This window comes from Pseudoxanthomonas sp. CF385 (assembly GCF_900104255.1).
In the GTDB taxonomy this organism is placed as follows: Bacteria; Pseudomonadota; Gammaproteobacteria; order Xanthomonadales; family Xanthomonadaceae; genus Pseudoxanthomonas_A.
Genome location: NZ_FNKZ01000001.1, coordinates 799,337 through 811,313, shown reverse-complemented (window position 1 = coordinate 811,313; position 11,977 = coordinate 799,337). Strand labels below are relative to the sequence as shown.

Here is an 11,977-nt window from a genome sequence, read left to right as displayed (position 1 = left end):
TTACTCCGAGCGCGTCGCGATGGCGGCCGCGCCGCCACCGGCGGCGAGCTTCAGCGGACGGTTGCTGCGGTCCACCGGCGTGACGGCCTGGCCTTCGCGCAGCAGGTGGCCGCCGGCGGCGACCACCCAGTCGGTGGCCTTCAAACCACCGAGCACGGGCACCGAGGATTCGCCGTAGCGGCCAAGCTGCACCGCCTGCGCGCGCACCTTGCCGGTCGCGGGATCCACCACCCATACCGAGGTCTTGCCGTCTTCGCCACGCTGCACGGCCGACAGCGGCAGCTTCAACGCCGCCTGGGTGCCGTTCTCCTGCACGTAGACACGCGCGCTCTGGCCCAGCTCGACCTGCTGGATCGCTTCGCCGACCAGGCTGACGCGGGCGGCGTAGGTGCGGGTCTGCGCATCGGCGGCCGGCGCGATCTCGCGGATGGCGCCCGCCAGGCGCTGGCCCGGCGCGTTCCATAGTTCGATCATCACCGGCTGGCCGACGCTGAAATCGCGGATGCGGTTTTCCGGCAGGCCGATCGCCACTTCGCGACCGCCGTCGGCGGCCAGGGTGAAGACGGTCTGGCCGGCGGCGACCACCTGGCCGGCTTCGGCCTGGCGGCTGGCGATCACGCCGTCGCGCGGTGCGCGCAGCTGCGAATAGCCTTCCTGGTTCTGCATGACATCCATCTGCGCGCGCGCGGCGCGGGCCTGGCCTTCGGCCGCCTTGTAGGCCGCGACCTGCGCGTCGTAGGCGGACTGGCTGATCAGCTTGTCGCCGACCAGCTTCGCGTAGCGGTCGCGGTCGCCGCGCGCACGGACGAGGTCCGCATCGGCCGCGGCCAGCTGCGCTTTTGCCGCCTGCGCCTGCAGCGCGAAGTCGCCTGCGTCCAGCAAGGCGAGCACTTCGCCCTTCTGCACGCGCGCGCCGGCATCCACGTTGCGGCGAATGAGGTTGCCACCGACGCGGAAGGAGAGCGGGCTTTCTTCGCGGGCACGCACCTCGCCGGCGTAGGCCGACAGCGCGGCCTCCGCGCCGCCACCGGGCTGCACCACCAGGGCGGGCCGCGCCGATTCCGCCGGCTTCTCCGCACTGCAGGCGGCCAGGCCGACCAGGACGATCCCGAACACTCCGTTCCAGCGCGACTGGCGCATAAACCGCTCCGTGGGCATTTCAATTAGTGGACTTGGCGGTATAGTATAAATATCGAACCGAGTAGTCTAGTATTAGATCATGGTCAGCCCACCCCCCTCCGCCAGCCGCCGCAAGCCCACCGCCAAGCCCGCCAGCGGGCCGGGCCGCCCCAAGGACCTGGGCAAGCGCGCCGCCATCCTGGAAGCCGCCAAGCAGCTGTTCGCGCGCGAAGGCTTCAATGGCGTGAGCATGGACCAGATCGCGGCCGAGGCCGGGGTCTCCAAGCTGACGGTCTACAGCCACTTCGGCGACAAGGACGCCCTGTTCGCCGCGGCCGTGCAGGCCAAGTGCGAGGAGATGCTGCCGGACGCGCTGTTCGAGATCGAACTCAAGGGCAGCCTGCGCGACCAGCTCAAGGCCATCGCCCAGGCCTTCTTCGCGCTGATCACCAGCGAGGAGGCCATCAGCACGCACCGCATGATGATGGTCCCCGGCAACATCGACGACAAGCTCAAGCAGACCTTCTGGGAAGCCGGCCCGCAGCGCACCCATGACGCGTTCGCCGCCCTGCTGCAGGCCCAGGTCGCCAAGGGCGAGCTGGACATCCCCGACGTGGCCACCGCGTCGGTGCAGTTCTTCACCCTGATCAAGGGCGAAGTCCATGCGCGCATGACCTGCGGCCTGTGCGGCCAGCCCCGTCCGGCCGATGTGGGCCGCCACATCGACGCCACCGTGGACATGTTCCTGAGGGCCTATGGCCGGCGGTGAAGCTGAAGCCCAACCCCGCACGCAGGAGGTCGCGGTGACTTCCGGCACTGCGCCGGCCGCGACGGGTACCCCGATCCTTGCCCAGCGCGGACGCAGCCGGCCCGGTAAAATGCCCGGCCCAGCCCCCCGCGTCGGATGACCACCCCATGACGATCGATTACACCCAGGCCCGCGAAAACATGGTCGAGCAGCAGGTACGTCCCTGGGACGTGCTGGATGCGCGCGTGCTGGACACGCTGGCCGCGCTGCCGCGCGAAGCCTTCGTGGCCGAGTCGCACCGCGCCCTCGCGTACGCGGACCTGGAGCTGCCGCTGGGCCACGGCCAGTCGATGATGAAGCCCGTCGTCGAAGGCCGCACCCTGCAGGCGCTGAAGCCGCAGGCCAGCGAGGACGTGCTGGAGATCGGCACCGGCAGCGGCTATCTCACGGCCTGCCTGGGCAACCTGGCGCGTGACGTCGTCAGCCTGGAAATCCAGCCCGAGCTCGCCGCCGCCGCGCGTGCGCGCCTGGACGCGACCGGACTGGGCAACAACGTCCGCATCGAGACCGCCGATGCGTTGACGTGGGATACCGACCGCCGCTTCGACGTGGTCTGCGTGACCGGCGCCGTCGCCACCGTACCGGCCCGCTTCCTGCAGTGGCTGCGTCCCGGTGGCCGCCTGTTCGTCGTGCGCGGGGCATCGCCGGTGATGGAAGCCGTGCTGCACGCCCACGATGTCAACGGTCCGCGCATCGAATCGTTGTTCGAGACCGACCTCCCCTATCTTGTCGGCGCCGCGCCGGCGCCCCAGTTCGTCTTCTGAAGCATTCAAAAAGGAACCCGCATGAGCCGTCGCCCCCTCGCACTTGCGCTCGCCCTGGCCCTGCCGTCCGCGGCCAGTGCCACCGACCTGATGCAGACCTATGAGCTGGCGCGCGCCGGCGACACCACCCTGTCCATCGCGGAGTCCACCCGCCTGATCGACAAGGAAGGCGCCGTGCAGGCCCGCGCTGCGCTGTTGCCGCAGATCACCGGCAGCGCCGGTTACGACCTCACCCACAACAGCCGTCCGGGCGACCCGACCGGCGACGGCAAGAGCCGCAGCTACGGCGCGTCGCTGAACCAGACGATCTTCGACTGGAGCCGCATCGCCGACCTGCGTGGCCAGAAGGCCATCAGCCAGGCCGCCGACTACGACCTGGCCTCGGCGAACAACGACCTGATCACCCGCACCTCGGCTGCGTACTTCAATGTGCTGATCGGCATCGAGTCGCTGGCCGCCGCCGAGACCAACGAAGCCGCCTCGAAGAAGCAGTTCGACTATGCGCAGAAGCGCCTCGACGTCGGCCTGGCGCCGATCACCGACGTGCATGAAGCCCGCGCGCAGTACGACAGCGCGCGCGCCAACACGATCCTGGCCCGCAATGCCCTGGACGACAGCTACCGCGCGCTCGCCGAGATCACCGGTCAGCCGATCAGCGGCCTGAAGGGCCTGCCGGACGACTTCCGTCCGGAACTGCCGGCCGAGCAGAACGCGCAGGCGTGGGTCGACCGCGCGATCGACCAGAACCCGGACCTGAAGTCGGCGCAGTACCAGCTGGAATCGGCGCAGCACGGCGTGTCCAGCGCGCGCGCCGGCCACTACCCCACGCTGAACTTCCGCGGCAACTACTCCAACGGCACCGACTGGGACAGCGTGCCGGGCACCCTGTCGCAGGACGGCGAGGGCTACTCCTGGGGCGTGACCCTGACCGTGCCGATCTTCTCCGGTGGCGCCACCCAGTCCGGCGTGCGCCAGGCGCTGGCCCAGCGCGACCGCGCCTCTGACGGCCTGGAGCAGACCCGCCGCGCGCTGATCCGCAACACCAGCAACGCCTACCAGGCGCTGGTCGCCGGTGTCAGCGAAGTGGAAGCCCGCCGCCTGGCCGTGGTGTCCGCGCAGAGCGCGCTGGATGCCTCGCAGGTCGGCCTGGAAGTCGGTACCCGCACCGTGCTGGACGTGCTGCAGAACCAGCGCACGCTGTTCCAGGCGCAGGTCGAGTACGCGCAGGCCCGCTACAACTTCCTGCAGAACCGCCTGCTGCTGGAACAGGCCGCCGGCACGCTCGACGGCGCCGACGTGCAGGACGTCAACCGCCTGCTGACCGCCGACGCCGAAGCGCGCCTGTCGTCGCAGCCGGTTTCGCAGTAACCCCTCGCGCCTCGCGCGCGATCACGACGGCGGGCTTCGGCCCGCCGTCGTCGTTTCTGCACTTGGGATTCTCGTGGGAGCGACGTGAGTCGCGAGCGCTTTGGCTCTTATCGCACCAAGGCATCGCGACTCACGTCGCTCCCACAACACCCCTATCGGATCGCGCCACGCTGGCGCAGCAAGGCGATCTCGTCATCACCGAACCCGGCCTCGCGCAGCACATCCACCGTGTGCTGCCCGAGCATCGGCGGCGCACGCGGCGGATCGACCGGTGTGGCCGACAGCTTCATCGGGCTGCCCACCAGCGGCACCGCGCCCGACAACGGATGCGGCACCTCGACGACCATGCCGCGCGCGCGCACCTGAGGATCCGCGAACACATCGGCCAGGTCGTTCACCGGCCCGCAGGGAATGCCGGCTGCTTCCAACGATGCCAGCCACGCGCTGCGCCCGCGCGCACGGAACGCATCCTGCAACACCGGCACCAACGTCTCGCGATGGCGCACGCGCGCGGCGTTGGTCGCGAAGCGCGCATCCTGCGCGAGCGATGCGAGGTCGAGCAGTTCGCACAGGCGGGTGAACTGGCGATCGTTGCCCACGGCGACGATGAGGTGCCCATCGGCCACGGCGAACACCTGGTACGGCACGATGTTGGCGTGCGCATTGCCCTGCCGCGGCGGCAGCTCGCCGCCGACCAGGGTGTGGCTGCCCAGGTTGGCGAGCATCGCGACCTGCGCATCCAGCAGCGCCATGTCGATGACCTGTCCCTCGCCGGTGGCGTCGCGATGGCGCAGCGCCGCGAGGATGGCGACGGTGGCGTACATGCCGGTGAACAGGTCCGCCACCGCCACGCCGACCTTCTGCGGTTCGCCACCGGCCTCGCCGGTGAGGCTCATCAGGCCACCCAGGCCCTGCACCGCGAAATCGTAGCCCGCGCGCTGCGCATACGGCCCGTCCTGCCCGAAGCCGGTGATCGAGCAATACACCAGGCGCGGATTGAGCGCACGCAACGTCGCCGCATCCAGGCCATGGCGCGCCATGTCGCCGACCTTGAAATTCTCCACCAGCACGTCGCACTGCGTGGCCAAGCGGCGGATCACCGCCCGCCCGTCGGCGGTCGACAGATCGACCGTCAGCGAGCGCTTGCCGCGGTTCGCGCAGAGGTAGTAGGCGGATTCGTCCGTATCGATCCCGGACGCATCGCGCAGGAACGGCGGCCCCCAGCCACGCGTGTCGTCGCCGCTGCCGGGACGCTCCACCTTGATCACATCCGCGCCGAGGTCGGCGAGCACCTGCGTGCACCACGGGCCCGCCAGGACGCGCGTGAGATCGAGCACGCGCACACCGGCCAGCGCTCGCGGCGACGCCGCGCTCATGCCACCGGTGCGGGCAAGTGCGGCGCGATCATCACCAGCGTGCGCGCGAGCGCACCGCGGCCATGCTCGACCAGCGCCCTTCCGTGCGCCGCGATCGCTGCGCGGCGCGCGTCGTCGCCCAGCAGGTCTTCCAGCGCGTGGGCGACGCCGGCGGCATCCGGCGCGATGACGAGCGCATCGGCTTCCTTCAGGCGGCGGGAGATCTCGCTGAAGTTGTGCAGGTGCGGCCCGGTGACGGCAGGCGTGCCGACCGCCGCGGGCTCGAGCAGGTTGTGGCCGCCGATCGCCTGCAGGCTGCCGCCGACGAAGGCCACGTCGGCGCAGGCGTAGAACGCCATCAGTTCGCCCAGCGTGTCGAGCACGAAGACCTCGTCGTCGCCGGCGGGCCACTGGTCCGCGCGACGCGTGCCGACCTTCCAGCCTGCCTCGCGCGCGGCGTCGGCCACGCGCGGGAAGCGCTCCGGATGGCGTGGCGCCCACAGCAGCAACAGGTTCGGCCAGCGTTGCCGCAGGCGCGCATGGATCTCGCGCACCGACGCTTCCTCGTCCTCGTGCGTGCTCGCGGCGATCCACACAGGACGGCCCTGCGCGAGGTGCCCGCGGAAACCGGCCACCACCTCCTCCACGTTGGGCGGCACCGGGATATCGAACTTGAGGTTGCCCACGTCGCGCACCTGCTCCGGTGAGGCACCGAGCTGGATGAAGCGCGCCGCGTCGCCTTCGGACTGCGCGGCCACGCGGCGCACGGTGCGCAGGGTCCGCGCGATCAGCGGCCGCAGCACGCTGTAGCCGCGCAGCGAACGCGCCGACAGCCGCGCGTTGAGGATGTAGACCGGCACCTTGCGGTCGTGGCAGCCGAACAGCAGGCTGGGCCACAGCTCGGTTTCCATGATCAGTGCGAGCCGTGGCGGGAAGTGGTCGAGGAAGCGCGCGACGGCGCCGGGCAGATCGTACGGCGAATACACATGCAGCACGCGGTCGCCCCACAGCGCGCGCACGCGCTCGGAACCGGTGGGCGTGATGGTGGTGACCAGCAGGCGGAGCCCGCGGTGGCGCTTCAGCAGCGCATCCACGACGGGCGCGGCGGCATTGACCTCGCCTACCGACACCGCGTGCAGCCAGACATCGACCGGCCGCGCTGCGGCGTCGTAGCTGCCGTAGCGCTCGTTCCAGCGCTGGAAGTACTCCGGGTAGCGGAACCCGCGCCAGATCAGGTGGTAGACGGTCACCGGCGTCAGCACGTACAGCACCGCCGAATACAGGGCACGCAGCAGGCGTTCGGCGGTTCGGTTCGGCATCGTCGACAAGGATACCCGGGGCCGCCGCTACAATGGGTCATGGCCGAATCCCAGAAGCGATCTCCCGACGCGACCGAGCGTCCGCCCCTGGGGCCGCGCCAGTGGCCGTCCTGGGCCGGCGTCGGCCTGGCGTGGCTCGCCGCGCGCCTGCCCTGGGGCCTGCAGCGTCCGCTGGGGCGCGCCATCGGGGCCCTGTTGTTCGCACTGATGCGCGAACGCCGGCACGTGGCCCTGCGCAACATCGCCCTGTGTTTCCCCGAACTCGATGCGGCGCGGCAGGAAGCGCTCGCACGGGCGAGCTTCGGCGAGCTCGGCATCGGCCTGTTCGAATTCGCACGCGCCTGGTGGGGCAGCGTCGCGCCGATGCGCGGCGGCGTACGCGTCGAGGGCCTGGAGCACCTGGCCGCGGCGCAGGCCGGGGGACGCGGCGTCATTGTCGTGTCCGGCCACTTCACCACGCTGGAAATTTCCGCCCGCCTGATGTGCGACTACGCACCGCTGGCCGGCATGTATCGGCCACACGACCAAGGGGCGATGGAGTGGGCGGTGAAGCGCGGCCGCCTGCGTTATGCCACCGCGATGTTCACCCGCGACGAGCTGCGTCCCGCGCTGAAGCACCTCAAGCAGGGCGGCCTGCTGTGGTTCGCGCCGGACCAGGACACGCGCCGCGGCGAGAGCGTGTTCGTGCCCTTCTTCGGCCATCCCGCCTACAGCCTGACCTCGACGCACCAGTTGGCCCGGCTGTCCGGCGCGGCGGTGATCGCCTTCTCGCACGTGCGACGCGACGACGGCGGCTACACGCTGACGCTGTCGCCGGCGTTCGAGGACTTCCCGTCTTCGGACGCCACCGCCGACACCGCGCGCGTGATCGCCGCGATCGAAGCCATGGTGCGCGAGGCGCCCACGCAGTACCTCTGGATCCATCGACGCTTCAAGCGCCAACCCGACGGCCGCGGCGAACTCTACCGGTAAAGGCCGGGTTCGCCCGGGGGCCGCGTCTTGAAGCGCCGGTGCACCCAGAGGTATTGCTCGGGGTGCTGGCGCACGACGGTTTCCAGTTCGGCCATGTAGCGCGCCGCATCCCGCGCGGGATCGCCGCTCGGCCATCCCTCCCACGTCGGTTCGACGCGTAGCGCGTAGCGGCCGTCCGCCTTGCGATGGAACCAGAACGGCAATACGACCGCATTGCCGCGTCGCGCCAGGTCGGGTGTCGCCGTCAGGGTGGCGGCGGGAATGCCGAAGAACGGCACGAAGGCGTTCTGGTAGTTGAAGTCCTGATCGGCGGAGTACGCCACGATGCCGCCGCGCGACAGCGTGCGCAGCAGACCGCGTACATCCTTCTTGCCGATGACATCGGCGAAGGCGCGCCGGCGTGCGCCATCGAGCCAGCGTTCGATGCAGGCATCGTTGTTGTGGCGCGCGACGATCGTCACCCGCTCGCCCAGCGCTTCCCCGAGCAGGCGCGCGCACAGTTCCGAATGCGGGAAGTGGCCGCCGAACAGCAACACGCCCTGCCCGCGCGCGCGCGCCGCACGCACGTGTTCCAGCCCTTCCACATCGGCGAGGCCACGGAGCCGGTCGGACGAAGCGAACCAGCCGCGCACCAGTTCCAGCACGCCGGTCACCGTGGCGCGCAGGTTGGCGCACAGCAGGCGCGCCTGCGCCGTCGCGTCCATTTCCGGGAAACACAGCGCGATGTTGGTCGCCGCGTAGCGGCGCCGCTTGCCCAGTGCGGGCCACAGCATCCAGGTCGCCAGCGTGCCGAGCGCGAGCAATGCGCGCTGCGGCAAGGCCGCGATCGCCGCAGCGATCAGGTTAGCGGGGGCGACGAACGCGCAGCGTCGCGCACGTCCGGCCTCATTCGTCATCGCGCGCCAGCAGGCTGCCGGCGTACAGCGCCGCCAGCATCAGGGTCAGTCCGCCCCAGAACGTCGAATAGAACGCGAGGTGCGTGTTGAACGGGAACACGGTCACCGCCAGCGCGAGCATCGCCGGGCGCGCGCGCTCCTTCGCCTGCGGCGTGGCGTAGCGCCATGCCCGCCACGCCAGCGCGGCCCCGGCCAGCCACAGCAGCAAGCCGATGATGCCGGTCTCGCTGAGCACTTCCAGCACCAGCTGGTGCGCGTGGAAGGCCGGTCCCTGACCCCAGGCCGGGCGCGACGCCGGGCTGCCGTCGCAATCCGGGTACGCCTGGCGGAAGCCCCGGGCGCCGACGCCGTTGATCGGATGCCCGGCGATCATGCAACCGGCGGCCGACCAGATCTGCGCGCGGCCGGACAGCGCGGTGTCCACCCCGGCTTCATCGGCGGTGAGCGCGTGCGTGGTCAACAGGATCCGCTCGCGCACCTGCGTCGACGCGACGGTGAGCACGCCCAGCAGCACGAGGCCGAACCCGAACACCCCCAACAGGCGCTTCCAGCCGAGCAGCTTCCAGCCGGAGAACACCAGCACCAGCGCATAGGTGATCCACGCGGCGCGCGCGCCCGCCAACAACACCACCACGCCGACCGCCGCGGAGGCGAGCAACCACCCCGCCACGCGCAGGCGCGCCGCGGCCGCGAACAGCAGGAACGGCGACAGGCTGGCCATCACCACGCCGAGCTTGCGGTTGCAGGGGCCGAGGAAGCCGCTCAACCGGTCGATGCCGGCCATCTGCTCGACGGTGCACATCGGCCGCCCGCTGATCAGTTGCTTGAGCTGGTCCAGACCCCAGAACAGCGGACTGGTGCCGAACGCGACCTGCGCCAGCGCGTCCAGCGTCCAGATGCCCACGATCACCGCCAGGCCGTTGAACGTCGTGCGTCGCGCCTGGGCATTGGCGACCGCGGCCGCCACCAGCCACAGGAACGGCAGGTAGCGCAGGTCCACCGCCGCTTCGCGCAGCGCACGACCGACATCGACGGCGTCGATGGCCGAGATGGCCTGCGGCAGCCAGTACGCCGCGAACAACGCGCTGGTCAGCGCCCACGCCGCGCCACTCAGCAGGCGCGTGCCACCGCGGAAGCGCCCGAGCAGCAGACGGACGATCGCCGCCAGCGCACCGAGCACCATCACGGCTTCCGCATATCCCGGCGCCGGCCACAGCGCGACGAACGTCAGCACCCATGCGGGCGCCCAGCGCCATCCATGGGCGCGGCGTGCGGGCATGTCAGCGGTCGAGGACGGGTCGGCGGTCATCGGCAAGGTCGTGGTAGAGAGCCAGTGTCGCTTCCTGCATCGCGCGCAGGGAACAGGCGTCCATCGTAGCCAATGGCGGCGGTGGATGGGCGAGCAGCGTTGTCACGGTATCGAACAGGCGGTCTTGCTCGAACGCCGGCACGGCGCCTTGCGACTGCAGCCCGGCCAGCAGTTCGCCGACACCGCCGTGGGCCCAGCCTACGACAGGACGGCCCACCGACAGGCTTTCGATGACGGTGCGGCCGAAGGCTTCGGGCTTGCGCGAGAGTTGCAGCACCAGATCGCTGGCGGCATACGCGCGTGCGATCGCCGACGTGGGGGCGGTGATGGCCAGCGCATCGGCGATGCCCTCGCGCTGCGCTTCGGCTTCCAACTCGGCGACGTAGGGCTCGCGTCCTTGTTCGCGCGTACCGGGCATCCACAGGCGCGCATCCACGCCCGCCTGGCGCAGCCGTCGAAGCAGCGACAGCGCGTCGCCATGCCCCTTCAAGCGCGTGCCCCGCCCCGGCAGCAGCAGCAGCGGGCCTTCGCCCCCGAGGGCGGGATGCTGCGCGGCAGCCCATGCCCGCGCTTCGGGATCGGGTGAGGGCGCCCGCGGGAACTGTGCCGGATCGATGCCGCGCGGGATCACCACGAGCCGCGCGGGATCGGCCCGCGGATAGTGCTGCAGCAGGTAGCGGCGCACCGTGTCCGACACGCAGATCACGCGGTCGCCGCGCGTCATCACCGCGCTGTAGCGCCCGGGCGAATTCAAGCCGTGCATGGTGGTGACGAAGCGCGGACGCGAGGTCGCAGCCATGCCGCGCAAGGCCCACAGGCCAAGCCAGGCGGGCAGGCGCGAACGCGCATGCACGATGTCCGCGCCCACCTCGGCGAACAGGCGGCGCAAGGCGCCGGCATGGCGCAGCGTCAGCAGCGACTTGCGGCCGATATCGAGGGGGATGTGTTCCGCACCGGAGGCCAACAGCGTCGGCACGAGCCGGCCGCCGGCCGAGACCACGATGGCGCGATGGCCGGCGCGCACCAGCGCATCGGCGATCTCGAGGGTGGAGCGTTCGACGCCGCCGGATTCCAGCGCCGGCAGCAACTGGACGACGGTCAGGCGGCGCATCGACGACCGGGCGCGCGCGTGGCCCGCATCCGCCTGTCAGTCGGCCAGGACGAAATGCGAACCGCAGTACGGGCACTGCACGTCGCCACCCGGCGCGTCCTCGATGGGCAGGTAGACGCGCGGGTGCGAATTCCACAGCGCCATCGACGGCAGCGGGCAGCTCAGCGGCAGGTCCGCGCGGCTCACGGTGTAGCGCTTCTCGGCGTTGGCGGGCGCGGTGGCGGTCTGGCTCATGGCGGTGGACGGTGCGAAACGGGGGCGGCCAGTCTACCAGCCGCTCCGGAACGTCCCAAGGCGCGGGGCCGCAAACGAAGAACGCCGCCCTGGACGGGGCGGCGTTCCGGGACGCATCGGCCGGGAGGACGGCCGAAAGGCGCTTACTTCTTCGCGTCGGCCGTCGCTTCGGTGGTGATCTTCAGCGTCACGTCGTCGCTCACCATCGGCGCGTACGCACCCACGCCGAAATCGCTGCGCTTGACGGTGGCGGTGGCGTCGAAGCCGATCGCCGGCACCTTCTTCATCGGGTGCTCGCCGGCCTTGTTCAGGGTCACGTCCAGCACGACGGACTTGGTGATGCCCTTGATGGTCAGGTCGCCGGTCACCTTCAGCTTGCCTTCGCCCGCGGCCTCGACCTTGGTGCTCTTGAAGGTGGCGGTGGGGTACTTGGCGGCATCGAACCACTTGTCGCTGGTCAGATGGTCGTAGAACTGGTCGGCCAGCGCGCTCAGGCCGGTCAGCGGCAGGGTGACCTGCACGCTCGAGGCGGACACCTTGTCGGCGTCATACACCAGGGTGCCGTCGGCCTGGCCGAAGTTGGCGCTCGGGTTGGAAAAGCCGAAGTGGTTCCAGCTGGCCAGCACATTGGTGTGGCCGGGGTCGAGCTTGTAGGTCACCGGCGCGGCGAAGGCGGAACCGGCGAAGGCGAACAAAGCGGCGACGAGCAGGGTCTTGCGCAT

The 11,977-nt window shown here is 70.6% G+C and carries 12 protein-coding genes; 4 read left to right on the top strand and 8 right to left on the bottom strand.

The annotated features are described in order from the left end of the window. Positions 1-1,140, bottom strand: coding sequence for an efflux RND transporter periplasmic adaptor subunit (locus tag BLT45_RS03495; protein WP_093295235.1), 1,140 nt, complete (start codon positions 1,138-1,140; stop codon positions 1-3). A gap of 79 nt (positions 1,141-1,219) precedes the next feature. Here BLT45_RS03495 and BLT45_RS03490 point away from each other — a divergent pair, with 79 nt between their 5' ends. The 3 genes from BLT45_RS03490 to BLT45_RS03480 all read left to right on the top strand — a co-directional run bounded on the left by BLT45_RS03490 (position 1,220) and on the right by BLT45_RS03480 (position 4,059). Continuing rightward, positions 1,220-1,888, top strand: coding sequence for a TetR/AcrR family transcriptional regulator (locus tag BLT45_RS03490; RefSeq protein ID WP_093295232.1), 669 nt, complete (start codon positions 1,220-1,222; stop codon positions 1,886-1,888). Positions 1,889-2,034: 146 nt separating this feature from the next. Next, positions 2,035-2,691, top strand: a complete 657-nt coding sequence (locus tag BLT45_RS03485; protein ID WP_093295229.1) for a protein-L-isoaspartate O-methyltransferase family protein — start codon at positions 2,035-2,037, stop codon at positions 2,689-2,691. Between the two features lie 21 nt (positions 2,692-2,712). Further along, a complete protein-coding gene (locus tag BLT45_RS03480; protein ID WP_093295226.1) occupies positions 2,713-4,059 on the top strand; it encodes a TolC family outer membrane protein in 1,347 nt (448 codons plus the stop codon). Positions 4,060-4,211: 152 nt separating this feature from the next. Here the strand turns inward: BLT45_RS03480 and BLT45_RS03475 are convergent, their stop codons facing one another. Continuing rightward, positions 4,212-5,435 (bottom strand): CaiB/BaiF CoA transferase family protein, encoded by a 1,224-nt coding sequence (locus BLT45_RS03475; RefSeq protein ID WP_093295222.1) that lies wholly within the window; start codon positions 5,433-5,435, stop codon positions 4,212-4,214. Then, the gene (gene waaA, locus BLT45_RS03470; RefSeq protein WP_093295217.1) at positions 5,432-6,733 is read right to left on the bottom strand and encodes a lipid IV(A) 3-deoxy-D-manno-octulosonic acid transferase; all 1,302 of its coding nucleotides are present in this window, start codon (positions 6,731-6,733) and stop codon (positions 5,432-5,434) included. The genes BLT45_RS03475 and waaA overlap by 4 nt, the downstream gene beginning before the upstream one ends. A gap of 39 nt (positions 6,734-6,772) precedes the next feature. Here waaA and lpxL point away from each other — a divergent pair, with 39 nt between their 5' ends. Beyond that, positions 6,773-7,705, top strand: coding sequence for an LpxL/LpxP family Kdo(2)-lipid IV(A) lauroyl/palmitoleoyl acyltransferase (gene lpxL / locus BLT45_RS03465; RefSeq protein WP_093295214.1), 933 nt, complete (start codon positions 6,773-6,775; stop codon positions 7,703-7,705). Here the strand turns inward: lpxL and BLT45_RS03460 are convergent. The 5 genes from BLT45_RS03460 to BLT45_RS03440 all read right to left on the bottom strand — a co-directional run bounded on the left by BLT45_RS03460 (position 7,696) and on the right by BLT45_RS03440 (position 11,977). Next, on the bottom strand, positions 7,696-8,601 hold the full coding sequence (locus BLT45_RS03460; RefSeq protein WP_093295211.1) for a lysophospholipid acyltransferase family protein: 906 nt from the start codon (positions 8,599-8,601) through the stop codon (positions 7,696-7,698). The genes lpxL and BLT45_RS03460 overlap by 10 nt on opposite strands. Continuing rightward, the gene (locus BLT45_RS03455; protein ID WP_254771776.1) at positions 8,591-9,880 is read right to left on the bottom strand and encodes an O-antigen ligase family protein; all 1,290 of its coding nucleotides are present in this window, start codon (positions 9,878-9,880) and stop codon (positions 8,591-8,593) included. Before BLT45_RS03455 ends, BLT45_RS03460 begins: the two co-directional genes overlap by 11 nt. A gap of 1 nt (position 9,881) precedes the next feature. Beyond that, a complete protein-coding gene (locus BLT45_RS03450) occupies positions 9,882-11,021 on the bottom strand; it encodes a glycosyltransferase (protein ID WP_093295205.1) in 1,140 nt (379 codons plus the stop codon). Positions 11,022-11,057: 36 nt separating this feature from the next. Next, entirely contained in the window at positions 11,058-11,255 is a 198-nt protein-coding gene (locus BLT45_RS03445; RefSeq protein WP_056879274.1) for a zinc-finger domain-containing protein, read from the bottom strand. Between the two features lie 143 nt (positions 11,256-11,398). Beyond that, entirely contained in the window at positions 11,399-11,977 is a 579-nt protein-coding gene (locus BLT45_RS03440; protein ID WP_093295202.1) for a YceI family protein, read from the bottom strand.